This is a genomic window from Robertmurraya siralis, assembly GCF_005502275.1.
Lineage (GTDB): Bacteria > Bacillota > Bacilli > Bacillales > Cytobacillaceae > Robertmurraya > Robertmurraya siralis.
In genome coordinates this window covers 1-24,938 of record NZ_SWLZ01000020.1, presented here as the reverse complement: position 1 = coordinate 24,938, position 24,938 = coordinate 1, and the positions used below count along the sequence as shown (strand labels likewise).

At 39.8% G+C, this 24,938-nt stretch carries 24 protein-coding genes, 1 tRNA gene and 1 other RNA gene; 17 read left to right on the top strand and 9 right to left on the bottom strand.

Translation table 11 applies throughout. The features are described from left to right. The first annotated feature begins 7 nt into the window (after positions 1 to 7). Both whiA and FCJ93_RS18540 read left to right on the top strand, forming a co-directional pair. Positions 8 to 952 carry a DNA-binding protein WhiA gene (whiA, locus tag FCJ93_RS18545; RefSeq protein WP_137744356.1) on the top strand — a complete coding sequence of 315 codons (945 nt, stop codon included), beginning with the start codon at positions 8 to 10 and terminating at the stop codon, positions 950 to 952. A 63-nt stretch (positions 953 to 1,015) separates the two neighbouring features. Beyond that, positions 1,016 to 1,270: an HPr family phosphocarrier protein gene (locus FCJ93_RS18540; protein ID WP_095310398.1), complete on the top strand. Its 255-nt coding sequence runs from the start codon at positions 1,016 to 1,018 to the stop codon at positions 1,268 to 1,270. A gap of 825 nt (positions 1,271 to 2,095) precedes the next feature. Here FCJ93_RS18540 and clpP read toward each other — a convergent pair. Next, positions 2,096 to 2,725, bottom strand: a complete 630-nt coding sequence (gene clpP / locus FCJ93_RS18535) for an ATP-dependent Clp endopeptidase proteolytic subunit ClpP (RefSeq protein ID WP_268951605.1) — start codon at positions 2,723 to 2,725, stop codon at positions 2,096 to 2,098. A 295-nt stretch (positions 2,726 to 3,020) separates the two neighbouring features. On the opposite strand from clpP, the gene FCJ93_RS18530 reads away from it, so the two are divergent. Next, positions 3,021 to 3,092, top strand: a tRNA-Arg gene (locus FCJ93_RS18530). 1,297 nt (positions 3,093 to 4,389) lie between these two features. Here the strand turns inward: FCJ93_RS18530 and FCJ93_RS18525 are convergent. Continuing rightward, the gene (locus tag FCJ93_RS18525) at positions 4,390 to 4,584 is read right to left on the bottom strand and encodes a DUF4177 domain-containing protein (RefSeq protein WP_137744354.1); all 195 of its coding nucleotides are present in this window, start codon (positions 4,582 to 4,584) and stop codon (positions 4,390 to 4,392) included. 449 nt (positions 4,585 to 5,033) lie between these two features. On the opposite strand from FCJ93_RS18525, the gene rpoN reads away from it, so the two are divergent. The 8 genes from rpoN to eno all read left to right on the top strand — a co-directional run bounded on the left by rpoN (position 5,034) and on the right by eno (position 14,018). Then, positions 5,034 to 6,368: an RNA polymerase factor sigma-54 gene (gene rpoN / locus FCJ93_RS18520; RefSeq protein WP_137744353.1), complete on the top strand. Its 1,335-nt coding sequence runs from the start codon at positions 5,034 to 5,036 to the stop codon at positions 6,366 to 6,368. A gap of 25 nt (positions 6,369 to 6,393) precedes the next feature. Then, positions 6,394 to 6,654: a glutaredoxin family protein gene (locus FCJ93_RS18515; protein ID WP_137744352.1), complete on the top strand. Its 261-nt coding sequence runs from the start codon at positions 6,394 to 6,396 to the stop codon at positions 6,652 to 6,654. Between the two features lie 119 nt (positions 6,655 to 6,773). Beyond that, a complete protein-coding gene (locus FCJ93_RS18510) occupies positions 6,774 to 7,796 on the top strand; it encodes a sugar-binding transcriptional regulator (RefSeq protein WP_137744351.1) in 1,023 nt (340 codons plus the stop codon). A gap of 73 nt (positions 7,797 to 7,869) precedes the next feature. After that, a complete protein-coding gene (gene gap / locus FCJ93_RS18505; RefSeq protein WP_137744350.1) occupies positions 7,870 to 8,877 on the top strand; it encodes a type I glyceraldehyde-3-phosphate dehydrogenase in 1,008 nt (335 codons plus the stop codon). A 208-nt stretch (positions 8,878 to 9,085) separates the two neighbouring features. Beyond that, positions 9,086 to 10,270, top strand: a complete 1,185-nt coding sequence (locus tag FCJ93_RS18500) for a phosphoglycerate kinase (protein ID WP_137744349.1) — start codon at positions 9,086 to 9,088, stop codon at positions 10,268 to 10,270. A gap of 142 nt (positions 10,271 to 10,412) precedes the next feature. Beyond that, the gene (gene tpiA, locus FCJ93_RS18495) at positions 10,413 to 11,174 is read left to right on the top strand and encodes a triose-phosphate isomerase (RefSeq protein ID WP_095310191.1); all 762 of its coding nucleotides are present in this window, start codon (positions 10,413 to 10,415) and stop codon (positions 11,172 to 11,174) included. Further along, positions 11,167 to 12,702, top strand: a complete 1,536-nt coding sequence (gpmI, locus tag FCJ93_RS18490) for a 2,3-bisphosphoglycerate-independent phosphoglycerate mutase (RefSeq protein WP_137744348.1) — start codon at positions 11,167 to 11,169, stop codon at positions 12,700 to 12,702. The genes tpiA and gpmI overlap by 8 nt, the downstream gene beginning before the upstream one ends. Before the next feature lie 20 nt (positions 12,703 to 12,722). Continuing rightward, the gene (eno, locus tag FCJ93_RS18485; protein ID WP_137744347.1) at positions 12,723 to 14,018 is read left to right on the top strand and encodes a phosphopyruvate hydratase; all 1,296 of its coding nucleotides are present in this window, start codon (positions 12,723 to 12,725) and stop codon (positions 14,016 to 14,018) included. A gap of 179 nt (positions 14,019 to 14,197) precedes the next feature. Here the strand turns inward: eno and FCJ93_RS18480 are convergent, their stop codons facing one another. Then, on the bottom strand, positions 14,198 to 15,154 hold the full coding sequence (locus FCJ93_RS18480; protein WP_137744346.1) for a nuclease-related domain-containing protein: 957 nt from the start codon (positions 15,152 to 15,154) through the stop codon (positions 14,198 to 14,200). 122 nt (positions 15,155 to 15,276) lie between these two features. On the opposite strand from FCJ93_RS18480, the gene secG reads away from it, so the two are divergent. Further along, complete coding sequence (gene secG / locus FCJ93_RS18475; protein ID WP_137744345.1) at positions 15,277 to 15,510, top strand: preprotein translocase subunit SecG; 234 nt, start codon at positions 15,277 to 15,279, stop codon at positions 15,508 to 15,510. Positions 15,511 to 15,662: 152 nt separating this feature from the next. Here the strand turns inward: secG and FCJ93_RS18470 are convergent, their stop codons facing one another. The 6 genes from FCJ93_RS18470 to sigY are packed head-to-tail and all read right to left on the bottom strand — an operon-like array spanning position 15,663 to position 18,573. After that, entirely contained in the window at positions 15,663 to 16,439 is a 777-nt protein-coding gene (locus tag FCJ93_RS18470) for an ABC transporter permease (protein ID WP_137744344.1), read from the bottom strand. Then, complete coding sequence (locus FCJ93_RS18465; RefSeq protein WP_137744343.1) at positions 16,436 to 17,317, bottom strand: ABC transporter ATP-binding protein; 882 nt, start codon at positions 17,315 to 17,317, stop codon at positions 16,436 to 16,438. The genes FCJ93_RS18470 and FCJ93_RS18465 overlap by 4 nt, the downstream gene beginning before the upstream one ends. 16 nt (positions 17,318 to 17,333) lie before the next feature. After that, a complete protein-coding gene (locus FCJ93_RS18460; RefSeq protein ID WP_137744342.1) occupies positions 17,334 to 17,525 on the bottom strand; it encodes a PLD nuclease N-terminal domain-containing protein in 192 nt (63 codons plus the stop codon). A gap of 1 nt (position 17,526) precedes the next feature. Continuing rightward, positions 17,527 to 17,733, bottom strand: coding sequence for a transcriptional regulator (locus FCJ93_RS18455; protein WP_137744341.1), 207 nt, complete (start codon positions 17,731 to 17,733; stop codon positions 17,527 to 17,529). After that, positions 17,726 to 18,043: a YxlC family protein gene (locus tag FCJ93_RS18450; protein WP_137744340.1), complete on the bottom strand. Its 318-nt coding sequence runs from the start codon at positions 18,041 to 18,043 to the stop codon at positions 17,726 to 17,728. The genes FCJ93_RS18455 and FCJ93_RS18450 overlap by 8 nt, the downstream gene beginning before the upstream one ends. Then, positions 18,040 to 18,573: an RNA polymerase sigma factor SigY gene (gene sigY, locus FCJ93_RS18445; protein ID WP_095310160.1), complete on the bottom strand. Its 534-nt coding sequence runs from the start codon at positions 18,571 to 18,573 to the stop codon at positions 18,040 to 18,042. Before sigY ends, FCJ93_RS18450 begins: the two co-directional genes overlap by 4 nt. A gap of 230 nt (positions 18,574 to 18,803) precedes the next feature. Here sigY and FCJ93_RS18440 point away from each other — a divergent pair, with 230 nt between their 5' ends. The 5 genes from FCJ93_RS18440 (at position 18,804) to FCJ93_RS18420 (ending at position 24,413) form a co-directional block, all read left to right on the top strand. Next, positions 18,804 to 19,550 carry an alpha/beta hydrolase gene (locus tag FCJ93_RS18440; RefSeq protein WP_137744339.1) on the top strand — a complete coding sequence of 249 codons (747 nt, stop codon included), beginning with the start codon at positions 18,804 to 18,806 and terminating at the stop codon, positions 19,548 to 19,550. A gap of 19 nt (positions 19,551 to 19,569) precedes the next feature. Then, positions 19,570 to 21,870, top strand: coding sequence for a ribonuclease R (gene rnr, locus FCJ93_RS18435; RefSeq protein WP_137744338.1), 2,301 nt, complete (start codon positions 19,570 to 19,572; stop codon positions 21,868 to 21,870). A 255-nt stretch (positions 21,871 to 22,125) separates the two neighbouring features. Continuing rightward, the gene (gene smpB / locus FCJ93_RS18430; RefSeq protein WP_095310152.1) at positions 22,126 to 22,593 is read left to right on the top strand and encodes an SsrA-binding protein SmpB; all 468 of its coding nucleotides are present in this window, start codon (positions 22,126 to 22,128) and stop codon (positions 22,591 to 22,593) included. A 267-nt stretch (positions 22,594 to 22,860) separates the two neighbouring features. After that, positions 22,861 to 23,220: a transfer-messenger RNA gene (gene ssrA, locus FCJ93_RS18425) on the top strand. 692 nt (positions 23,221 to 23,912) lie between these two features. After that, on the top strand, positions 23,913 to 24,413 hold the full coding sequence (locus FCJ93_RS18420) for a hypothetical protein (protein ID WP_095310150.1): 501 nt from the start codon (positions 23,913 to 23,915) through the stop codon (positions 24,411 to 24,413). The last annotated feature ends 525 nt before the right edge of the window (positions 24,414 to 24,938 follow it).

Below are 24,938 nucleotides of genomic sequence, written 5' to 3'. Positions count from 1 at the left end.
TATAGGGATGTCATTCGCTTCAGAAACAAAGAAGGAGCTAACAAACTTAGAATTAAAGGATTGTTGTGGCAAGGCTGAATTATCAGCCCTGATTCGAATGAATGGCTCCTTATCCTTCTCCAATCGTAAGCTTGTTGTAGATGTTCAAACGGAAAACGCTGCCATTGCTAGAAGAATTTACACATTACTGAAGAAAAATTACAATGCACAAGTCGAATTATTAGTTCGAAAGAAAATGCGGCTCAAAAAGAATAATGTGTATATCGTAAGGCTTTCACAGCAAGCGAAAGAAATATTAGAGGATTTAAAAATTCTTCAAGAAGGGTTCGTATTTGCCCATGATATTTCCAAGGAATTAGTGAAAAAGAAGTGCTGCAAGCGCTCCTATCTCCGTGGTTCATTTCTTGCCGGAGGTTCTGTTAATAATCCGGAGACGTCTTCCTACCATTTAGAGATCGCTTCTTTGTACAAGGAACATAATGATGCCTTATGTGAATTAATGAATTCCTTTGAGTTAAACAGCAAAACATTAGAACGGAAAAAAGGCTATATCACCTATTTAAAGGAAGCGGAAAAAATTACGGAGTATTTAAATATCATCGGTGCTCATAATGCATTGTTAAAATTTGAGGACATCCGCATCGTACGAGATATGAGAAATTCCGTTAATCGTCTAGTTAATTGTGAAACAGCGAATTTGAATAAAACGATTGGAGCAGCGTTAAGGCAAGTGGAAAATATTCGTTTCATTCAAGAAACAGTCGGCTTAGATATTCTGCCAGATAAATTACGAGAAATTGCTGAACTGCGAGTTGCCTATCAAGATGTTACGTTAAAAGAACTGGGAGAAATGGTTTCGGGCGGTCAAATCAGTAAATCCGGCATTAACCATCGTCTTAGAAAAATTGACGAAATTGCTGAAAAGCTAAGAGCTGGTGAACCAATTCAATAAATGTTGAAGTTCATTTTTATATAGAGAAAAAAAGAGAGAGACTTTTCAGGGAGGAAGAAGGATATGGTAGAGAAAAAAGTCGAAGTCAAATTAAAGACGGGGTTGCAGGCACGTCCAGCTGCCTTGTTTGTCCAAGAAGCTACACGTTTCTCATCAGATATCTACATCGAAAAAGACGGCAAGCAAGTCAATGCTAAAAGCATTATGGGGCTTATGAGCCTCGCCATTAATTCCGGCGCAAATATTACCCTAATCGCTGAAGGCAGCGACGAACAAGAGGCGCTAGAAGCACTCGCCACATACGTGCAACAGGATTAAACACTTGATTGAGGGGTCTAAATAACGGAAAGAAGCTGCAAGAAGCGATGCTGACGGCAGCTTCTTTTTTGTGCAGAGGGCAGAAAATTAAACCGGCGAATCTCTGCAGCACAAGCACCCTGTCCCTGCTTTATCGCTCCCACAGCTCCCTTTACAATCCTATTTTCCGCCTGACGGAGCATTAATTAGTATTTGATTATGCGGAGAAAAGAATCGGAGTGTGTCTTGATGGAGCGTTCATGAGGATGTAATTAAGCGGAAAGTATCGGAGTGTGTCCTCATGAGGTGTTCAAGAGGACAAGAAAAGAGAAAAAAGGGAAAATGGTGTCCGCATGAGGTGTTCATGAGGACAGGAAAAGGGAAAAAGGGGAAAATCGTGTCCGCATGGAGCGTTCATGAGGACAGGAAAAGGGAAAAAAGGGAAGAGCGTGTCCGCATGGAGCGTTCATGAGGACAGAAAAAGAGGAAAAAGGGAAAATGGTGTCTGCATGAGTCGTTCATGAGGACAGGAAAAGGGAAAAAAGGGAAGAGCGTGTCCGCATGGAGCGTTCATGAGGACAGGAAAAGAGAAAAAAGGGAAAATGGTGTCCGCATGGAGCGTTTATGAGGACAAAAAAGAGGAAAAAAAGGGAAAACTCGTGTCCGCATGGAAAGGGAGAAGGGCTAATAGCGTCTGCTCCCTCTCAAGCAAAAAGCTGAAACGGCTTGAATACAAGACATTTTAGAAAGAATCATATATGAGGTTTTTATCAACGCATAAAAAAGACTGTTTCCATCAAGCGTAGTTTTAAATCGCTTAATGGAAACAGTCTTTCAATTACAAAGTTATTTTTTTTCGTTTAATGTGTTGCGAGTAATGATATGGTCTACTAGGCCGTATTCTTTAGCTTTTTCAGCAGTCATGAAGTTGTCGCGATCCGTATCCTTCGCGATAACATCAAGCGGTTGACCTGTACGCTCAGATAGAATCGTATTAAGCTTTTCACGAAGGAATAAAATGCGTTTTGCTGCAATCTCGATTTCCGTTGCTTGCCCTTGAGCACCACCAAGCGGTTGGTGAATCATGACTTCAGCGTTTGGAAGAGCGTAACGCTTACCTTTTTCACCAGCTGCTAATAGGAAAGCACCCATGGAAGCAGCCATACCGATACAAATTGTTTGCACATTAGGCTTTAAATACTGCATCGTATCATAAATCGCCATACCAGCAGTGATACTGCCACCTGGGCTGTTAATGTAAAGAGTGATATCCTTTTCAGGGTTTTCAGCTTCTAAGAAAAGTAATTGAGCAACAATGGAGTTAGCGACATTATCATCAATCGCACTTCCAAGCATAATGATGCGATCTTTTAAAAGGCGGGAATAAATGTCATACGCACGTTCACCACGATTAGTCTGTTCAATAACTGTAGGGATCAAATTCATTTTATGTTCCTCCTTTAAATGGTTATAAATTCTGTCAGAGAATCTGTAAAAACAAAAGTATGCACCTTTAAGACAAATACTACTGTTATGTAAGTTATGATACACTGATAGTCAAAAAAGGTCAAACAATTCGATTGGATCTTGAGCAAGATTTCTTCGACTTTTTTCACCATTAGAAAATATGTATTGTCCACTTCTCATCATAACCAAACTGAAATGATTTAAACACAACGGATTGTAAGGGCGATGAGAATTTTCTCACTTGAAAAACAGGCAGACATGGCATATAATAGGGAAGCGTCCAAAATTGGCGCATCGTTAATTTGCCCTCGTGGTGCAACGGATAGCACGTAAGATTCCGGTTCTTAAAATGGGGGTTCGATTCCCTCCGAGGGCGTACTGTATGTTTTAGAGAGTTAGATTAAAAAGCGTCAATCCCAATAGTATCAAGGGATTGACGCTTTTTTGCTTTTTGTGGAATCCTAATAAAAACATGAGTTTTCGAAATCATTTTGTATTTTTTGCATTTTTTCCATTTGATTTTTAAGCTTCAATCAGTTGTTCGGGTGAATAATACATCCAGTATTTATTTCACTGCTTATAAATTTTGATGGTGTTTGAAAAGAATTATGAAATAAAAAAATAGAGGAACTACCTCTATCCATTAATAAAACAAGTAATAAGGTTGATTTGCATAATAGGCATAACAATCAGGTCTACAGTTACAAAGTCTTGGTCTGCCAAGATCGTCATAACAAGTGTCGCAGCACCATTGCATGAAATGGTGGTGTAAAGGATGAACAAAAACCACAAGCAATCACCTCAATATATTTAATAGTTAATTAATTTTATGAATTTATTGAGGATCAAGTACTGTAGGTTCAAGCCTGTTTACAGAAAATCCGATAAAAATTAATAACACTCAGCGTTGGGTTCAATCGGTAATTGATCTGCTATTTTGGGTTCTACACAACAATGACGAAGCTAAACTTGTCTTTCGAAAATTATTTCCATCGTCAGACCTGACCAGCTGCAGCATAAGGAGGACTTATTAGTTATTTTTAGCCTCCAACTTTCCTTTGCATCGTTATGGATAATTGTATGGTCATCCTCTTTCTGTTTTCCAGTTGACTCACCTACATGTATAGCAAATTTATAAAAAATTACTTCTCACTGATGTTTACTAAAAAGCTTACTGACCCTATCGAAGTTTATTCGAACATGAGATGCTTATTTAATAAACATAATGAAAAAAGTTATATAGGTATAAATGCAATGTCAAGTATGAAAAGAATTGTCCTTGTACGGCACAGATCATTCCAAGAAAATCCTTTTCAAAGGATATAAGCCGAGTTTTTATAACAAAGGTAAGCAAGGAGTTTCGCTATAGATAAAAAAATATGTAACTAAAATCCACCAATAAGCTTTATTTGATATAAAATTAATATAAACAAACTGGCCTGTTTTACGGAGGGATAACATGAAAAGAACTGAGTAAAACATGAAGTGGATAAAGCTTTTATCTCTTCTTGTTTTATAAATTTTATATGTCACCTGTTTAATCAATCTTCCATGTAAAAAACGAGCTTACAGAATTTTAATTACTAATTGGAGTAATGATTATTAATATTTTATTTTTCGCTCTTTTGTTCTACATGAAAATCGATCCCCCTAAATAGAAAACCCCTTCAACATTAATGAAGAGGTCTTTCAAAAATTAGTTCAAAATAGGCAGCTGAACCATAACCCTTGGTTGAAGGAGCAAATATTTGGATGAATCTCCAGCCTTCTACTGCATGTTTATGAATCACATCTTGGTAATCTTCTTTCGGTTTGCTTTCAAACATACTCATACCTAGGTCAACCTTAACAAATTTATATTCGTACATTCATTTTACCTCTCGATTATTAGTTCATTTATGGAGCGGAAGGATTGTGTTTCTAAGCTAATGGAGATTGAGATAAAAATAGAGTTCTTATTGTTTATTTTTAGGACGGTCAAAATACAATGCCACGAAAACACAAATTGCGATTGGAACCCAGAGGATATAATCCATATATACACATCCTAATTATAGCGTATATAATATATATCGATTAGGAATAGAAAAAGTTTCATTTATTAAAAAAACATAGTGGAAGACAGTGATATTTTGATAATATAAATTTTTCAAAAGGAAGATTTAAGTGAAGAATAAATTTTCAATTGGAGAAATGGCCAAGCTTCATAATACGATAAGTTTCATTTTTTGACTCAACCTCTCATCTCAACAAAATAATATTTCAATTCACCAATCCCCACAATTTAAGGTAAAATAACAGTAAGGGGGGATATGAGATGGATTTGAAGCCTGGTTTATGGCAACAGCAAACTTTGAAGTTGACGATGACGCAAGAATTATCTCAGGCGATTGCCTTATTACAATATTCCACACAAGAGCTGACTTCTTTTTTGGAAGAAAAGGCGAATGAGAATCCCCTGTTAAAAATTGAATCTGAACATGTTCGGACGATGGATCCACGGAAGGATCGTTCTAAGAGAACGACGATGAAGGTGGAGAAGGATAAGCAAAGCTGGATCGAACAGATTGGAACAGATAATAAATCATTGGACACGTATTTATTGTCGCAAATAAATATAAAGCAAGTCGATGAACAAAAACGACTTATTATTCAAGAAATGATTTTTTACATTGATGCAAATGGCTATCTTTGTGCGACAGTAGATGAAATTGCTGAAGATTTGCGCAGTACAAATGAGGAAGTAGCAGCGTGTTTAAGTATTATACAAAGTTTAGAGCCGGCTGGAATTGGGGCAAGGGATTTAAAGGAATGCTTGTTGCTGCAATTGCAAAGACTTGAAAAGAGATATGAATTGGCAGAAACCATCGTGAAGGAGCATTTTGCGCTTTTTGCTGAAAAAAAGTGGAAGGAACTCGGAAAGCTTTTAGCGGTTACACCCGGAGAGATTCAGCAAGTGTTTGATTTTATTCAAACATTGATTCCGCGACCAGCGCTTGCTTTTCAGAATGATAAAGCGATTTATATAACGCCGGATGTGGTCGTTAAGCGTGAGGGTGAGGCGTTCACGATTAGTATTTTTGATGAAGTTTTACCTAAAATAAGCTTTAATGAAGAGTATTATAAACAATTTTCTTCCTATAAAGACAAGCAGGTTAATCGCTTTTTGCAAGAAAAGCAGCAGGATTATTTTTGGATTGTCAAGGCGTTGGAACAGCGAAAAGAAACGCTCACAAAAGTAGCGATAAAAATTGTAGAAAAGCAGCATGACTTTTTTATGAAAGGACCAGCCTATTTAAAGCCGATGACGATGAAGGATGTAGCCGAGGAGATCGGCGTCCACGAATCAACGGTCAGCCGCGCTGTAAGGGAAAAGTATGCGCAAACTCCATTTGGTTTATGTGAATTGAAGTATTTTTTTTCCAGCACGATTCAAACAACTTCCAGTGAAAATGCCTCGTCACAACAAGTGAAGGACATTATCTCGAAGCTCGTCGCCGAAGAAAATAAGCAAAAGCCATTGTCCGATCAAGAAATTGTCAAAGAGCTCAGCAGTAAGCATGGAATAGTCGTCTCTAGGAGAACGATTGCAAAATATCGCGATCAATTGGGCATTCCTTCTTCTTCAAAAAGAAAGCGCTATGAAATATGAAAATTATGAAAATAAGGGGATTAAGGTGAAAACAATTGTAAAACTATACACAAGAAATGGCTGTCACCTTTGTGAAAAAGCGAAGGCGATTCTTTTAAAATTGAAAGAGAGATATGATTTTCAATATATTGAAGCCGATATTGACAAAAGCGATGAGTTAACTGAAAAGTACGGAATGATGATACCAGTAGTAGAAATTAATGGAGAAGAGGTCCAGTTTGGGCAAATTGATGAACTTTTTGTTGAACAGGTATTAAGGGAAAATAATTCAAGCTATTTAAGTTGAAATCTCAGATCACCTCTGCTAAAATGAAAGCGTGGCAAGGGTGATTTTTTTTGACTCAAGCGGGACATTATATGTCCATAGGGGACAAAAAAAGACCACTCGAAAAAAAGGAGCAAATCATGAAATATTCATTGATTGACATTCAAAAAAGATTATTACCTGATTTACTTCCTGTTATGCAAAGAAGATTCGACATCTTGCAGTACATAAGTTTGATGGAGCCGGTTGGGAGAAGGAGTTTATCCGTAAGCTTAGGGATAACGGAAAGAATTCTCCGGGCTGAGGTTTCGCTGCTGAAAGAGCAGAATCTTATTCGTATCGCTAACGTGGGGATGAGCTTAACTACTGAAGGAAAAAAGGTATTAGAGGGACTCACGAATACGATGAGAGAGCTTAAAGGTCTGAATTCATTGGAGATTCAAGTGAAGAAAAGCCTTGGTGTGGGAAAAGTCATCATTGTATCAGGAAATAGCGATGATTCCCCTTGGGTCAAAAGTGAATTGGGCAGGGCATGTGCCATTTGTATGAAAGGCATACTTGCAGGAGAAAATATTATTGCTGTTACTGGGGGTACGACCATGGCTGCTGTTGCAGAAATGTTGACTCCTGAATTAAGCAAGGAAATGGTTTTTGTCCCTGCAAGAGGTGGGATTGGCGAAGATGTACAAAATCAAGCTAACACCATTTGTGCGAAGATGGCTGAAAGAACACAGGCCAAACACCGTGTTCTCTATGTTCCTGATCAGGTAAGCAGTGAAATGTATCAAACGATTGTGAAAGAACCGCTTATTCATGACGTACTAACCTTAATTAAATCAGCTAACATTGTTTTGCACGGGATTGGAGATGCTATTACAATGGCGGAACGTCGAAAGACAAGTCCTGAGGATCTGGCGAAGCTGATTGAACGTAAAGCAGTTAGTGAGGCATTCGGTTATTACTTTAATGAAGCGGGGGAAATCGTTCATAAAGTCCATACAATTGGAATGCAGCTGGACGATTTAGCAAATGTTGAACATGTCATTGCGGTAGCTGGAGGAGCTTCGAAGGCAAAAGCGATTCGCTCCTATATGAAGCAAGTGCGGCCAAATACGATTTTAATAACGGATGAGGGCGCAGCAAAGGAATTATTGAATATGTAAATTTCACAATGTGAATTTTACTTAATCAGGCTAAAATTTTAGCCTAATTTATAAATTTGAGGAGGAAAAAATAATGGCAGTAAAAGTTGGTATTAATGGTTTTGGTAGAATAGGTCGTAACGTATTACGTGCAGCTTTAAAAAATCCTAATGTTGAGATTGTAGCAGTTAATGACTTAACTGATGCAAACATGCTTGCGCACCTTTTAAAATATGATTCCGTACACGGAATTCTTAACGAAGAAGTTTCTGTTGACGGAGATTCTTTAGTAGTAGGCGGCCACAAGATTAAAGTTCTTGCTGAACGCGATCCGGCTCAACTTGGCTGGGGCGACCTAGGTGTTGAAGTCGTTGTTGAATCTACTGGTCGTTTCACAAAGCGTGTAGACGCTGCGAAACATTTAGAAGCAGGTGCAAAGAAAGTAGTTATCTCTGCTCCAGCATCTGATGAAGATATTACAATCGTTATGGGTGTTAACCATGATAAGTACGATGCAGCAAACCATCATGTGATCTCTAACGCATCTTGTACGACAAACTGTTTAGCTCCATTCGCTAAAGTTCTTAACGATAACTTCGGCATTAAGCGTGGTATGATGACAACTGTTCACTCATACACAAACGACCAACAAATTCTTGATTTACCGCATAAAGATTACCGTCGTGCACGTGCAGCTGCTGAAAACATCATTCCTACAACAACTGGTGCTGCAAAAGCTGTATCTTTAGTATTACCTGAATTAAAAGGTAAATTAAACGGTGGAGCAATGCGTGTTCCAACTCCAAACGTTTCTTTAGTAGATTTAGTTGCTGAGCTTGATAAAGACGTAACGGTTGAAGAAGTAAATGCTAAGCTTAAAGAAGCTGCTGAAGGCGAATTAAAAGGAATTCTTGGTTACAGCGAAGAGCCACTAGTATCTGGTGACTACAACGGTAACCCTAATTCTTCAACAATCGACGCTCTTTCTACAATGGTAATGGAAGGCAGCATGGTAAAAGTGATCTCTTGGTATGACAATGAGTCTGGTTACTCTCACCGTGTTGTAGACCTAGTAGATTATCTTGCACAAAAAGGTCTATAATTTAACCATTTTTTCATAAAGTTCTTGTCAAAATGAATTGGATATTCACATTTGTAGTCTATAATGGTAAGGGAAAGGGTGCATAAATTTTCCACCATTTGTGCATGGCTATAAAGTGTTAATAGGCCGAATAACGAAAAAGCGGGGAGCGGGGAAGATTCCCCCTCTCCTTTTTCTATGTAATCCCCGATAACAAGGAGGTCTCAAAATGAACAAGAAGAGTGTCAAGGATATTGATTTAAAAGGGAAACGCGTTTTTTGCCGAGTGGATTTTAACGTGCCGATGAAAGATGGGCAAATTACCGATGAAACTCGCATTAAAGCGGCGCTTCCGACGATTCAGTACTTGGTTAATGCAGGTGCGAAGGTCCTGTTAGCGAGTCATTTAGGTCGTCCAAAAGGTCAAGTCGTCGAAGAGCTGCGCTTAACTCCAGTAGCGAAGCGTTTGTCTGAATTGCTTGGCAAAGAAGTAAAGAAAACGGACGAAGCTTATGGTGAAGCAGTTCAAGCTGAAGTAGCAAAGTTGAACGAGGGCGATGTTCTTCTTCTTGAAAATGTTCGCTTCTATCCTGGTGAAGAAAAAAATGATCCGGAATTAGCGAAAAGCTTTGCTGAGCTAGCAGATGTGTACGTCAATGACGCATTTGGTGCTGCTCACCGTGCTCATGCTTCTACCGAAGGAATCGCACACCATTTGCCAGCGGTTTCAGGCCTCCTAATGGAAAAAGAATTAGACGTACTTGGTAAAGCGTTGTCTAATCCTGAAAGACCTTTTACAGCGATTATTGGCGGAGCGAAGGTTAAAGACAAAATCGGTGTCATTGATAATCTTTTAGAAAAAGTGGATAACTTAATTATTGGCGGAGGGCTTGCTTACACATTTGTAAAGGCTCAAGGCCATGAGGTTGGGAAATCTCTTTTAGAAGCGGATAAGATTGAGCTAGCGAAAGAGTTCATGAAAAAGGCTGAAGATAAGGGCGTTAAATTTTTAATGCCAGTTGATGTGATCGTAGCAGATGACTTTTCTGAGGATGCTAATACAAAGGTTGTTCCAATTGAAGAAATTCCTGCAGACTGGGAAGCACTTGATATCGGACCAAAGACAAGTGAACATTATGCAAAAGTGATTGAAGACTCAAAGCTTGTCATTTGGAACGGACCGATGGGTGTATTTGAATTGAATAAATTCGCTGGTGGTACAAGAGCGGTAGCAGAAAGCTTAGCTGAAGCAAACGATACATATTCTGTAATTGGTGGAGGCGACTCTGCAGCTGCAGTTGAAAAATTCCATCTTGCGGATCGCATGAGCCATATTTCTACAGGCGGTGGCGCTTCCTTAGAATTTATGGAAGGGAAAGAGCTGCCGGGTGTTGTTGCTCTTAATGATAAATAAGAGGGCTCTTCTCTTGTTGCTATTTAAAGAAAATTAGTTCGATCTGGAGAGTCGATTCGAGAGCTTCAAATCAATCTTTAGTGTTAAAATCGGCTACTGAGTGTTTATGAAAATAGCCAATAAGTTGAAAGGATGAATTCTTTTGCGTAAACCAATTATTGCAGGAAACTGGAAAATGCATAAAACGCTCTCTGAAGCGAAAAGCTTTTTGGAGGAAGTAAAAGGCTTAGTGCCAGCAAAAGAAAAAGTGGACTCTGTTATTTGTGCACCTGCGTTATTTTTAGATAGTTTAGTTGAACTTTCGAAGGAATATGATGTGGAAATTGGTGCTCAAAACATGCACTTTGAAGAAAGCGGTGCTTATACAGGCGAAATCAGTCCTGTGGCCTTAGCTGATCTAGGCGTAAAATATGTCATTCTTGGACATTCAGAACGTCGTGAAATGTTCAATGAAACCGATGATGCTGTAAACAAGAAAACATTAGCTGCGTTCAAGCATCAGTTAACACCAATTGTTTGCTGTGGTGAAACATTAGAAGAGCGTGAAAATGGGCAAACAAATGAGCTTGTTGGAAATCAGGTGAAACAAGCGTTAGTTGGGTTAACGGAAGAGCAAGTGAAGCAAACGGTTATCGCCTATGAGCCAATTTGGGCAATTGGAACAGGTAAATCTTCGACTGCAGAGGATGCCAACGAAGTATGTGCGCATATCCGCACCGTTGTCGCTGAACAATTTTCTCAAGATGTGGCGAATGCTGTCCGCATTCAATACGGCGGTAGCGTAAAGCCTGCTAATATTAAAGAGTATATGGCACAGCCTGATATTGATGGGGCCCTCGTTGGGGGAGCAAGCTTAGAAGCAAGCTCATTCCTTCAATTATTGGAGGCAGGCCAATATGAGTAAAGCACCTGTAGCATTAATTATTTTGGACGGGTTTGCTTGTCGTGATGAGGTAAAAGGGAATGCCGTTGCTCAAGCAAACAAGCCCAATTTTGATCGGCTTTGGAAGCAATTCCCCCATTCTCATTTAACGGCTTCTGGTGAGGCTGTTGGTTTGCCTGATGGGCAAATGGGGAACTCGGAAGTAGGGCACTTAAACATAGGGGCTGGACGAATCGTCTACCAAAGCTTAACTCGCGTAAATTTGGCCATTCGCAACGGAGAATTCGGCGAAAATGAAACCTTTAATGATGCGATTAACCATGTGAAAAAAAATGGCACAAGTCTTCACCTTTTCGGGTTGCTTTCTGATGGCGGAGTGCACAGCCATATTCAGCATATGTATGCTTTGCTAAAGCTAGCGGCAGATAAGGGAGTGGAAAAGGTGTATGTTCACGGCTTTTTAGATGGTCGTGATGTTGGACCACAAACGGCACCTACATACATTAAGGAAGCTCTCGAAAAAATGAAAGAGTATGGAGTCGGTGAGTTCGCAACGATTTCTGGTCGTTACTACTCTATGGACCGCGATAAGCGCTGGGAGCGGGTTGAAAAATCATACCGAGCCATGGTGTATGGTGAAGGTCCAAGCTATACGGACCCATTACAATTAATCGAGGATTCTTATGAAAAGGGAATCTACGACGAATTCGTTCTTCCTTCTGTGATCACAAAGGATAATGGCGAGCCGGTCGCAACGATTGAGGATAATGACGCTGTGATTTTCTATAATTTCCGTCCTGACCGTGCGATTCAAATTTCCAATACGTTCACGAATAAGGATTTCCGTTCTTTTGATCGTGGACCGAAGCATCCGCATAACCTTCATTTTGTTTGTTTGACTCATTTTAGTGAAACAGTAGATGGTTATGTTGCATTTAAACCAACAAACTTAGATAATACTCTTGGTGAAGTGTTATCGCAAAACGGGCTGAAGCAGCTTCGTATTGCCGAAACAGAGAAATATCCCCATGTAACGTTCTTTATGAGTGGAGGGCGTGAAGCGGAATTTCCTGGTGAAAAGCGCATCTTAATCGATTCACCAAAGGTTGCTACATATGATTTGAAGCCAGAAATGAGCGCGTATGAAGTAACAGATGCTTTATTGGCTGAAATTGAAGCTGACAGTGTTGATGCGATTATATTAAACTTTGCGAACCCTGACATGGTAGGGCATTCTGGAATGCTTGAGCCAACGATTAAAGCTGTGGAAACAGTTGATGAGTGTCTTGGTCGCATCATGGATTTAATTTTACAAAAGGGCGGCGCCGCGATTATTACGGCTGACCACGGAAATGCCGATGAAGTCATTACGATGGAAGGCAATCCGATGACTGCCCACACGACTAACCCCGTTCCGGTTATTGTGACGAAGGAAGGGTTAGAGCTTCGTAACGATGGTATTCTTGGAGACTTAGCTCCAACGATGCTTGATTTATTGAATTTGCAAAAACCTGCCGAAATGACTGGTACGAGCTTAATTAAAAAATAACTTTTTTAGGAGAGATGAACATGCCTTATATCCAACATGTATATGCACGTGAAGTGCTAGATAGCCGTGGTAATCCAACTGTAGAAGTAGAAGTATTAACTGAATCTGGTGCGTTTGGTCGCGCTTTAGTACCATCTGGTGCTTCAACTGGTGAATACGAAGCCGTTGAGCTTCGTGACGGTGACAAGTCACGTTACCTTGGCAAGGGAGTTCAAAAAGCAGTGGATAATGTGAACAACATTATTGCTGAGGAATTAATTGGTTTAGATGTAACAGACCAAGTGGGCATTGACCGTTTAATGATCGAATTGGATGGTACTGAAAACAAAGGAAAGCTAGGAGCAAACGCAATTCTTGGCGTATCTATGGCTTGTGCTCATGCAGCAGCAGATTTCGTAGGTCTTCCATTATACCGCTACCTTGGCGGCTTCAATGCGAAGCAATTACCAACTCCAATGATGAACATCATCAACGGTGGTTCTCATGCTGATAACAACGTTGATTTCCAAGAGTTCATGATTTTACCTGTTGGTGCGCCAACTTTCAAAGAAGCAATCCGTATGGGTGCTGAAGTATTCCACGCATTGAAAAAAGTTTTATCTGGCAAAGGTTTAAATACTGCTGTTGGTGACGAAGGTGGATTCGCGCCAAACCTTGGTTCTAACCGTGAAGCACTTGAAGTTATCATCGAAGCAATCAAAGCTGCTGGCTATGAGCCAGGAAAAGATATCTACCTTGGTATGGACGTTGCTTCTTCTGAATTCTTCAACAAAGAAACGAAGAAGTATGACCTAGCTGGTGAAGGCCGCACAGGCTTAACTTCAGCTGAAATGGTTTCTTTCTATGAAGAGCTAGTAAATGAATTCCCAATCATCTCAATCGAAGACGGTTTAGATGAAAACGACTGGGAAGGTCACAAACTATTAACTGAGCGCATCGGCGGCAAGGTTCAATTAGTTGGAGATGACTTATTCGTAACGAATACGAAGAAGCTTGCTCAAGGAATTGAACAAGGCGTAGGTAACTCAATCCTTATCAAGGTTAACCAAATCGGTACCCTTACTGAAACCTTTGATGCCATCGAAATGGCAAAGCGCGCTGGTTACACAGCAGTTGTCTCACACCGTTCTGGTGAAACAGAAGACGCAACAATCGCTGACATCGCCGTTGCGACAAACGCTGGTCAAATCAAAACAGGTTCCATGTCTCGTACAGACCGTATCGCGAAGTACAACCAATTACTACGCATCGAAGACGAGCTTGGCGATTTAGCTATCTATGATGGGTTGAAGAGCTTTTATAACTTGAAGAAGTAAAATTTGATGAGGCGGTCCCTTTGGAGGGACCGCCTTTTTGGTGGGTTTTTGTGCTATTTAGACGTTTCGCCGATATATTGATTTTTTCGCCGATAAAACCTATTTTTCGCCGATATATTCTGATTTTCGCCGATATATTTAAATAATCGCCGATATATCTATTTACGCAGTCTTTAGTTTCAAGGTTTGAGATACTTTCTACCTTTATTAGCTCCTTTTGTTGGTAGGTTCAAAGATTTTAATAGTCTTTTTGCAGTATCCTCGGACTCCAAATGCACAAAATCTCGAAATTGTTTATTGGTTATGGACGCACCGAACAAATGAAAATAATCCTCTACAGCAGAGACATGCGCATTTTTGTCTTTTGTTCTACACTCGCTGCAAAACCATGTCCTGTTTTTCCTTATCATAGGTATCCGTTCGCATTGTGGACACCGGACTCCAGTTAAAATTTCACTCTTCCTCAGCCTGTACTTCTCCAGTGCATCAAATTCCTCTTCCACATGACTTTTTAACAGCCGTTTGCCTAAATTTCGTACCTCTTTTGGATCAAATAATTCAGTTTGGAACATGCGATCTGCTTCAGCTATTTTATCCAATAAACTATGCCCATGAATGACTTTTTTCAGAGCTTGGCGGTTCTGTGGATTTGTTTTCACGATCGTGGAGGGATTACTAATGACGACAAAGTAATCGGTAGGTAGAGAAATGTTACGGGAGTGAAAAAAACTTTTTAATTGCTGCTGATGCCATTTTGCTTGAGAGATGGGATCTTGAAAGCCTTCTTCTTTTTCGTTTGCGATGCGGATCATTTGATTGAAGGAGTCATCGAAGAAAAGCGTTCCGAAGAAGTTTTTACATTCGAGGATGAGGGCGAAGCGCGTTGTGAGGAGAAGGTGATCCATTTGAAAATGGGACTTTCCACTAGGGAGACGGAGAGAATGAAAGAGATAAAACTTTTTATCTGGTAAAAAATTAAGGTAGTAGGCGACAGCTTTTTCTCCTCGATACCCTTTTAAGAAACGGGCATAGTCCGCTTCAATTTCGGAATATTTTGGGTGGGATTCGTGTAGCCGTCGGAGCAAGCATTCAAGAGCAACAACTTTAGCGGGGATCATCAATTTTTTAATCTGCAATAGCAACACTCCTTTTTATTAAAGTATTCGCCAACTGGATTTAAACTCCTCTATTGTTCAAAAATTTAAAGTATGATAAAATATAAGATACTGTGAAATGTTCGTTTCAGGAGGTGGACTTCATGCATACTCTATTTATTACATTATTAGTTATTGTATCAATTGCTTTAATTGCTGTCGTACTTTTACAATCAGGAAAAAGTGCAGGCCTTTCAGGTGCCATCTCTGGTGGAGCGGAGCAGCTTTTTGGAAAGCAAAAGGCACGTGGACTTGATTTAATTCTCCACCGCGCTACCATCATTTTATCTGTGTTATTTTTCATTTTAACATTTGTTGTCGCTTATTTAGGAGTTTAGAAATATTTAAAACCTGACCATCAACAAGTTGGTCAGGTTTTTTCGTGGGGTTCAACGTTGGGGTTAAAGCTCGACGCTTTGCTTGGTGGCTTAACCTCAGCGGATAGCAAAAAAATATTTACGATTAGCACGACATATATGCGATGTTCCGTTTAGTATTGCTCAAATCGTCGAAAGCGCATAGTTGCCAGGAGTAGGCATAATATCGTTAAAGCACTTGTTGTTAAAATGACGGTTAAGCTATTCTCTAACAGCTTTCCGTTCATTAGGATGGCGGCAGCATGTGCCCTGAGATTGGTTGGACTCCAGGCGGTAAATTTGCTGAAAAGGTTGCTTATAACGGAAAGCCCGCCTACGGTCAAAACACTAACTGCTGCGATTCCGCTTGCAGACTTGAGCAGCGTACCGGTTAAAATCGTTACAGAGATGAGAAAAATGATCCAAAGACTATAGATGAGAAAGCTAGAGAAGAGGAATTCCCATCTGACTGGCTCAAATAACAGGTTTGTGTAATAAAAGGTAAGCCCGTAGCTTAATACAAACGCAATAAGAGCAATCAATATTTGACCTGTCCATTTGCTAGCTATATATTGAAAGGCAGAAACTGGGCGAACCATAACGAGTGTTAACGCTCTGCTTTGGCGTTCATTTGCGATCACACCCATAGCTGCAAGAACGAAGAGCAATGAGCCGACCGTTCCGAATTGACTTAACGTAGCTGCTAAAACTTCTGAGCCTGGAGGAGTAGGAATTTCGATCACGGTTCCTTCAGGTAAATTTCCCGCGCTTTCCAAAATTTGTGGCATATAATAGGTCGTGATTGGCTGTGAGATGCCGATTATCATAAAGGCAATCGGAAGCCAAATCCATTTTCCGTTTCGGAAATTTTCCATTAATTCTTTCTGTAGTAGTGTTATAAATGTTCTCATTGGTTCATCACCTTCATATAAGCATCCTCTAGAGAATCCTGTAAACGTTCAAAATGTACAAGGGTGCGCTTTTTTTCCATAAGTCTTTGCAAGAGTAGATTGGTGTCAAAAGGGTCTGGAAAAAGGGTTACAGTGCTTGCGTCAATATACTCAACCATGACAAGATCCTCGAATACATTTTCCAAGCTTTCTGCTGTTTTAATTTGAACGGCCGAGGAGGCCTGACTATTTTTAAGCGAGTCCAAGCTTCCGTTCCACATAATGCTTCCTTCTTTCAAGATTATGACCGAGTCGCAAACTTGCTCGGCGTCATGAAGAACATGGGTTGAAAAAAGAATGGTCATTTCGCGCTTTAATTTGCTTAAGATTTCAAGAACGTCTCGTCTGCCATTGGGATCTAGAGCGGATACAGGTTCATCCAAAATTAAAAGATCTGGCTCATGCAAGAGTGCCTGAGCAAGTCCAAGCCTTTGCTTCATCCCACCTGAGAAACCACCGATCCTTTTGTTTCGGACATCTTTTAAACTGACGAATTCTAGCGTCTCCGTAATTTTGTCTTCAAGCATTGTTTTCGAGAGCTGTGATAGCTTTCCGGCAAATTGTAAAAATTCTTTGGCGGTCATCCATGGAAAAAAAGTAGGATGCTGAGGAAGAAAGCCAATTCGCTGTCTGAAATCGGTAGATGCAGCTTTAGCAAATTGGATTTTCCCAGAAGTGGGAGCTAGTAATCCCGCTAGCATTTGCAAGGTCGTTGTTTTACCGGCTCCATTTGGACCGAGTAGTGCTACACATGTCCCTCTTTCGATTTGAAAAGAGATTCCTTTAACTGCCTGATGTTGTTTATATGTTTTCGTTAAGTTCTGAATATTAACTAGCATGATTTTGGCTCCTATTCTATTCTTTTTTTGGTCCTATAATGAAATAGAGTATCGGTCCAAAGATGCTAATGGAGACAATGATCATACACCACATCCATTTCGGCCCGGTCGTTTCCTCCTGTTTGAGACAGTTCACTAAAGCTGCAATTGCAAGGATCGCTTGTAAAATTAGCAAGGGCGTCACAATAGCCCAGTTGATTTCTCCCATTTTAATCACTCCTATTTTGTTTTCTTTTGTTAGGAAGGATGACGAATAAGAAATAGAACACGGTTGGCATCGGGATTTGGATGAGCCCCCATATTCCCCAAAACCATGGATAGCTTCTTCTTTTTTTGGCGTCAATAAAGAGCAGAATGCTTTGTGCTAAAACGAAAGGTAAGAGTAATAACAAGATGAATAATGTTTGTTCATTCATGATAAAATTCTTCCTTCCGAAGGGTCTTTTTTAAAAAGAAGAAAAGTATGGGGGCTCCAATGAGTGCAACAATTTGTGTCAGAATAAAAATGACAGGTGCTTTAAGTACAGCCACCGTGAAGATGCTCAAAATAAACAGTGCAGTCAAAATAAAGAGACTTAGTTCTTTGCGGAATGCTCTCCTTTGTTCCATTTTGGCGATGATCAGCTGTTCTTTAAGCTCATGAGTGGACGGAGTCGAATGGTTGCTAAGTTTATCGAGCTGCTCCCAGTCTTCTTTTAACTGTGTGAAGCGTTCTTTTTCATTCATCGTTCCCACTCCTTTCGTAAACGTTGTATTCCAATGTGGACCCTTGATTTGACGGTGCCTGTACGAATGCCAAGCATCCTGCCAATCTCTTCATAGGTATAGCCATAGTAATGGTGAAGTAAGATAGGTGTTCTCACATCCGCATCGAGTTGGTTGAAATCTGTAAATGTGTCACTCCACTCAACAGCTCTAGAATTGGCGACCCAGCTTAACTGACGTGAGAGGCTTCGTTCGATACGGTCTATCTTTTTCCGTTCTCTTTCTTGCTTGCGGATAGCATCAATGTAGAGACGGGATGCAATCGAAATCAACCATGTTGAAAATTTTGCTTTCCCTTTAAAGGAAGAAAGATTGGTATAACATTTAATCATCGTTTCTTGAGCCAGTTCTTTGCTTGCTTCTTCGTTTAAGGTAAGCTTTAGTAAGTATTTAAATAAAAAAGAATAATGCCGATGAAAAAGAAGGGCGAATGCCTCGTCGTTTCCCAGCTTTGCTTTGTGTATGAGGGATATATCATCATCTTGCTCCACGTAGATGCCTCCTTTCTGTCTGCACATCTATAAGACGATGGATTCTTCTCTTGCGTTCATTTTTTTTTCAAATTTATTTCATCATGGCATAGATTCACCCAAAAAACGAATCTTGCTTTGCGCTAATAAGAACGAGTCACCATGCTAAACCTGAGTCCTTTCAGTGGATTGAACCGACTTCGATTGTTTAAACTAAGAGAGGAATGTTTGTGATAAAGGAGTATACACATATGAAAATTTCTCAACCAAAGCCCTTTCTATTTGAAAGAGGAAAAAGAGCAGTTTTATTTTTACATGGTTTTACCGGAAATAGTGCTGATTGCCGTATGATGGCTCGTTTCCTTGAAAAAAAAGGTTATACTTGTTATGGACCGCAATATAAGGGGCATGGTGTTCCGCCAGAAGAACTTGTCCATACTGGACCAGATGATTGGTGGCAGGACGTCATGGAAGGATATCATTTTTTAAAAAATAAAGGCTACAATGAAATGGCCGTTGTGGGGCTTTCACTAGGTGGCGTATTTTCTTTGAAATTGGGTTACACTGAGCATATTAAAGGAATTGTACCGATGTGTGCACCGATGTTTCTTAAGAGTGAAGAAGTCATGTACAAAGGAGTTCTAGAATACGCCCGCGAGTATAAAGAGCGGGAAGGAAAATCAGCGCAACAAATCGAGGAAGAGATGGAACAATTCCAAAAGACGCCAATGAAGACGTTAAAGGCGCTGCAAGAATTGATTGCTGAAGTCAGAAAGAACATCGATATGATCTACGCACCAACTTTTGTTGTCCAAGCACGCCATGACAAAATGATCAACACGGAAAGTGCTAATATTATCTATAACGAAATAGAATCGCCAGAAAAAGAAATCAAGTGGTATGAAGAATCTGGTCATGTTATTACCTTTGATAAAGAGAAGGATCAGCTTCATGAGGATGTGTTCAGGTTTCTAGAATCACTAGATTGGGAAGAATAATGATAAGAGGAGGGATATAATGGATGATCCGATAAAGCAGCATATAGACAAGCTTCTTCATTATATGGAGGATGAAGCGTATAAGCCACTGACCGTTCAGGAGTTGGAATCTGCGTTTGGAATTGCCGATTCTACTGAGTTTAAAGAATTTGTCAAAGCCCTTGTGATTATGGAAGAAAAGGGTCTGGTCGTACGGACGCGCAGCAATCGCTACGGTCTTCCTGGAAAGATGAACTTGATCCGTGGAAAGCTGACAGGCCATGCGAAGGGATTTGCCTTTGTTATTCCTGATGAACCAGGACTGGATGATATTTTTATTCCACCGAATGAGACGAATAACGCTGTTCACGGTGATACTGTTTTGGCAAGAGTATCAACAGAAACCTCCGGTCAAAGACGTGAAGGAACGATCGTGCGAATCATTGAGCGTGGGATTAAACAAATTGTTGGTACATATACCGAGAGCAAGCATTTTGGCTTTGTCATCCCCGATGATCAAAAATTTGCCAGTGATGTCTTCATTCCGAAGGCTGCTTCGAAGGGAGCAGTAGAAGGCCATAAAGTGGTCGTCAAAATAACGACGTATCCCGAAGGAAGAAAAAGTGCGGAAGGAGAAGTAATTGAAATTCTTGGTCATAAAAATGATCCAGGAGTCGATATTCTTTCTGTCATCCATAAGCACGGGCTTCCCGGGCCATTTCCAGATGATGTCATCGAGCAAGCAAATGAAACTCCTGACTCTATCGATGAAGAAGAGATAAAAAATCGTCGCGACTTGCGAGACGAAATGATCGTCACAATTGATGGTGCAGATGCAAAGGATTTAGATGATGCCGTAACTGTGACAAAGTTGGATAACGGAAACTTCAAGCTTGGCGTTCATATTGCCGATGTTAGCTATTATGTGGAAGAGGGTTCCCCGATTGATAGGGAGGCAGCTGATCGTGGGACAAGTGTCTATTTAGTAGACCGCGTCATTCCGATGATTCCGCACCGTCTATCAAATGGAATTTGTTCTCTCAACCCAAAAGTGGATCGGTTGACACTATCATGTGAAATGGAAATATCGCCTGATGGTCAAGTCGTGAATCATGAGATTTTTCAAAGTGTCATTAAGACGACGGAACGGATGACGTATAGTGATGTGAACAAAATTTTAACAGACAAAGATGAAGAACTGATCGAACGCTACAAGCCGTTAGTGCCAATGTTTGAACTTATGGAGGAGTTGGCACAAATTTTACGCGATAAAAGGATGCATCGTGGAGCGATCGACTTCGATTTTAAAGAAGCAAAGGTTCTTGTCGATGAGGATGGGAAGCCAACAGATGTCGTTCTGCGTGAACGTTCCGTTGCTGAACGCCTCATTGAAGAATTCATGCTTTGTGCAAACGAAACGGTGGCCGAGCATTTCCACTGGCTCGATGTTCCATTTATTTATCGCGTTCATGAGGACCCGAAAGAGGATAAGCTGAGAAGATTCTTTGAGTTTATTACGAATTTTGGCTACATTGTCAAGGGAACGGCTAATTCGGTTCATCCTCGCGCATTGCAGGAAATCATTGAAGAGGTGCAAGGGAAACCGGAGGAAATGGTTGTCTCTACCGTGATGCTACGTTCAATGCAAAAGGCAAAATATGATCCGGAGAGCTTAGGTCATTATGGCTTGTCGACTGAATTCTATACGCACTTCACATCGCCGATTCGCCGCTATCCTGATACGATTGTCCACCGTTTGATTCGTACCTATTTAATCGAAGGAAAAATGGATCAGGCAACCCGCGAAAAGTGGGATGCACAGCTGCCAGAAATCGCTGAGCATACTTCGAAAATGGAACGCCGAGCAGTGGATGCGGAGCGGGAAACAGACGAGCTGAAAAAAGCGGAGTACATGGAAGATAAAATTGGACAAGAATATGACGGAATTATCAGCTCCGTCACCAATTTTGGCATGTTTGTCGAGCTCCCGAACACGATTGAGGGACTTGTCCATGTTAGCTATATGACCGATGATTATTATCGTTATGATGAGCGTCATTATGCGATGATTGGAGAAAGAACCGGCAACGTATACCGCATTGGTGATGAAATTACCGTTCGTGTTGTCAAAGTGGACAAGGATGAGCGTTCGATCGATTTTGAAATAGTCGGTATGAAAGGAACTCGACCAAGACGTCCAGAAGAAGGCGCTCGCAAGGTTTTCAAAACAGGAAGCTCTGAAAAGAAACCACGCAAGGGCTCTGGAAAACCAGATGGACAAAGAAAGAAGAAAAAGCATTACGAAAATGCGCCAAAAGCCAAGCGGAAAAAGAAAAAGTAAGGGGAAGGAGCCAATTAATTGGCTCCTTTTCCGGTTGATTTTGTGGATATCGGCGATTTTTTTATTATATCGGCGAAAAATGAGATTTATCGGCGATTTTTGCAATATATCGGCGAAAACCGTGTTTTATCGGCGAAAACCGTGTTTTATCGGCGAAAAAATGAGTAAATCGACGAACCCCATTTTTCCGCCTCGCATTTGAGACTGCGCCGCTTTTTTGTTAAAATAAAGAGCAGTATGTTAGGGGGAAATCATATGCCTAAAGGCGCCGGTAAGGTTATTGCCCAAAATAAAAAAGCGTATCACGACTATTTTATCGAAGAAACGTTTGAAGCAGGAATTGTTTTGCAGGGCACAGAAATTAAGTCGATTCGAGCAGGGAGAGTCAATCTGAAAGACTCCTACGCTCAAATTAAAAACGGAGAAATGTTTTTAATGGGAATGCATATCAGCCCATATGAGCAAGGCAATCGTTATAATCACGATCCGCTTCGCACGCGAAAGCTACTTCTTCATAAAAAGGAAATTAATAAGCTAATCGGGGAAACGAAGGAAGCTGGGTATTCGATTGTTCCCGTTAAACTTTATTTAAAAAATGGTTATGCGAAAGTATTAATTGGTCTTGCTAAGGGTAAGAAAAAGTTTGATAAACGTGAGGACTTAAAGAAGAAGGAAGCCAAACGTGATATTGAGCGTGCGTTCCGCGAAAGACAAAAGATGTAAGGTTAGTCAAAACATTTTTTACAGAACCTTACAATTGATTTAGAGCATGTTTGTGATATAATAATAACTGTCACCAAGAGTGACGCAAACTGATAGCTCATCTATTTCGAGCATTCCGTTTCATTCCATCGTCTTGTTTGTGTGAAAGACCATAAGCAGACATTTAATGTTTAGCGCAGGCTCAGGAACAATCCTTCCGAAGGTTTAACAACAAGCCTTCATGTCGGTGCATGTGCCGAGAAAGGGAGCCTTCCGCTTCTCTAACATGGGGACGCTACGGATTCGACAGGGGTAGTTCGAGCTTAGGTTGCGAGTCGCGGGGATCGGCCGCGTACCAACGTCAAAGCCAATAACTGGCAAACAACAAAACAACTTCGCTTTTGCTGCTTAATTAGCGCATAGCGGTTCGCCCCTCCATCGCCCATGTGGTAGGGTAGCGGACTCAACTTTAGTGGGCTACGCCGGATCCCACCGTCTGAGGGAGAAGGAAGAGAATAACCAGACTAGCTGACCGGGCGCCAGTCGATAGGCAGATGGCTCAGCGAAACACGAATATATCGACTACACTCGTAGATGCTTAAGTGCCGATATCTTTGGACGTGGGTTCGACTCCCACCGTCTCCACCAAATACATATTTGGTGGTTTTTTATTTTGTATGTGACTTAAAGCATAAGTTTTCCGTTTGGAAAGCTTATGCTTTATTTTATTTTAGGAAAATTTATGCTTGAATATTTAAAGAACACTCACCTTTCGATGGCATATTATGGGAGAATTCTATATTTTTAATGTGGAAAATAGGGAAACTATATTATTATTTACACGCACATTCTGGTGAACCATTAGAACAAGTTTTATAATTTTGTAGAATAGAATGATGTTTTTTAATATAAAATCTATGCAAAGCTTAGAAGAACAATCCGTAGGTGGAAATTTATTCAAATTTTTTATTTCTTCATTTAACAATTGCTCTATTATACTTTTAAAAGTTGCTATCTCAGTAGAATTACTAAATTTACAATTGTTAGGAAATCTTTTCTAAAATTATTTTCCTCTATAATTCCCTCCTAAATATCTTTCCTGTTAACCCGTTGCTTCAATTTTTTAAATCAACGCACAACAAGATTTAGAGAAGATTCTAAATCGATGAAATTTTTATTAATATACTTAGAAAAATATTTCGAGCTTTTTTTCTGAAGAAAGCAAAAATGTTTACGTCTAATAATGTATAAATTGTAAAAATCTTAAATTTTTTGTAGAAGGAATTTTATGGAATTTGTCTAATATTGTTAAAGAGTAGATAGTTCATCGGAGGGAACAAATGTATTTAGCTAAATTAAATTTTGTACCTAAGAGAAGCGATTTTCCAATCAACGAAATAGAAAGACATTTAAGGGAAGCTATGAGTTTAGAGAAACCAAAAAGTCTAAATAGGATCGCTGAAGATGCAGGTTTTTCTACTTCTACTGCTAATGCTCATTTCCCTTTACTGTGTAAGGAAATCAAAAGTAATTTTGGTTTATATAAAAAGCAATTAAGACATCAAAAACAAAAAGAAATTGAAACACTATTAAACTTTTGTCTTGATAAAGAAACTCCCATAAGCTTGGCCCAGTTTTCAATAGAAAGTGGCTTTACACTTAGAACAATAAGAAAGTATGCTCCGAAGCTAAGTAAAAATGTTGCCAATAGATTTAAAGAATACAACTCTTATTCAAAAATTGAAAGAATAAATTCAATATCAAAAGAAGTTGAAGTGATAGCAATGTTAATAAGGCCCTATAAAATAAGGTCAACCAGAAATATTTTCTTATCTGGTTAACCTTATAATACAAAAGGGTGCTATTGTTCAGTAAGAGTAGTTGCTTTTTCAAAGAATCAGGTTATTTGAATCTTCATGAGAAGTAATGGAGTTCCAGATGATAGTGAAAATATTATATAAAAAATTTGAGTTTTTTTAATTATCTGGTTTAAATTTGAAATTATTCGAATTAATTGTTTATTGCAAAATAGAAGTGCAGAGCTTTGCAAGAGGAAAATGCAGAGTCCTGCACTATTTTTATAGGCAGGGAAAATAAAAAAAGACTTGCCAGTCACCCCAAGTCCCTCTACTGTAATTGATGTCGAATCAATTTAGAGTGGAGGAAAAGAAAGGATGCTAGCAATGTCTGATATTAATTGTATCAAACACTTAAGAAACAACAAAGGTTTATCTATTACCAAAATTGTATTTGGCAAGCAAAAAATGTATTAAACGGCATTTAAAAATGTACCACTTGCCAACGCATAGAATTAACCTTGTATAATTGATTCTTTGTAACGGTGGCTATCCCCGTTAAACACGATT

What these genes read in the sequence shown, in the direction of transcription:
- whiA (WP_137744356.1), top strand. Translation starts at nt 8, where the DNA reads ATGTCATTCGCTTCAGAAACAAAGAAGGAGCTAACAAACTTAGAATTA.
- FCJ93_RS18540 (WP_095310398.1), top strand. Translation starts at nt 1,016, where the DNA reads ATGGTAGAGAAAAAAGTCGAAGTCAAATTAAAGACGGGGTTGCAGGCA.
- FCJ93_RS18525 (WP_137744354.1), bottom strand. Translation starts at nt 4,584, where the DNA reads ATGTACGAATATAAATTTGTTAAGGTTGACCTAGGTATGAGTATGTTT.
- rpoN (WP_137744353.1), top strand. Translation starts at nt 5,034, where the DNA reads ATGGATTTGAAGCCTGGTTTATGGCAACAGCAAACTTTGAAGTTGACG.
- FCJ93_RS18510 (WP_137744351.1), top strand. Translation starts at nt 6,774, where the DNA reads ATGAAATATTCATTGATTGACATTCAAAAAAGATTATTACCTGATTTA.
- gap (WP_137744350.1), top strand. Translation starts at nt 7,870, where the DNA reads ATGGCAGTAAAAGTTGGTATTAATGGTTTTGGTAGAATAGGTCGTAAC.
- FCJ93_RS18500 (WP_137744349.1), top strand. Translation starts at nt 9,086, where the DNA reads ATGAACAAGAAGAGTGTCAAGGATATTGATTTAAAAGGGAAACGCGTT.
- gpmI (WP_137744348.1), top strand. Translation starts at nt 11,167, where the DNA reads ATGAGTAAAGCACCTGTAGCATTAATTATTTTGGACGGGTTTGCTTGT.
- eno (WP_137744347.1), top strand. Translation starts at nt 12,723, where the DNA reads ATGCCTTATATCCAACATGTATATGCACGTGAAGTGCTAGATAGCCGT.
- secG (WP_137744345.1), top strand. Translation starts at nt 15,277, where the DNA reads ATGCATACTCTATTTATTACATTATTAGTTATTGTATCAATTGCTTTA.
- FCJ93_RS18470 (WP_137744344.1), bottom strand. Translation starts at nt 16,439, where the DNA reads ATGAGAACATTTATAACACTACTACAGAAAGAATTAATGGAAAATTTC.
- FCJ93_RS18465 (WP_137744343.1), bottom strand. Translation starts at nt 17,317, where the DNA reads ATGCTAGTTAATATTCAGAACTTAACGAAAACATATAAACAACATCAG.
- FCJ93_RS18460 (WP_137744342.1), bottom strand. Translation starts at nt 17,525, where the DNA reads ATGGGAGAAATCAACTGGGCTATTGTGACGCCCTTGCTAATTTTACAA.
- FCJ93_RS18455 (WP_137744341.1), bottom strand. Translation starts at nt 17,733, where the DNA reads ATGAATGAACAAACATTATTCATCTTGTTATTACTCTTACCTTTCGTT.
- FCJ93_RS18450 (WP_137744340.1), bottom strand. Translation starts at nt 18,043, where the DNA reads ATGAATGAAAAAGAACGCTTCACACAGTTAAAAGAAGACTGGGAGCAG.
- FCJ93_RS18440 (WP_137744339.1), top strand. Translation starts at nt 18,804, where the DNA reads ATGAAAATTTCTCAACCAAAGCCCTTTCTATTTGAAAGAGGAAAAAGA.
- rnr (WP_137744338.1), top strand. Translation starts at nt 19,570, where the DNA reads ATGGATGATCCGATAAAGCAGCATATAGACAAGCTTCTTCATTATATG.
- smpB (WP_095310152.1), top strand. Translation starts at nt 22,126, where the DNA reads ATGCCTAAAGGCGCCGGTAAGGTTATTGCCCAAAATAAAAAAGCGTAT.
- FCJ93_RS18420 (WP_095310150.1), top strand. Translation starts at nt 23,913, where the DNA reads ATGTATTTAGCTAAATTAAATTTTGTACCTAAGAGAAGCGATTTTCCA.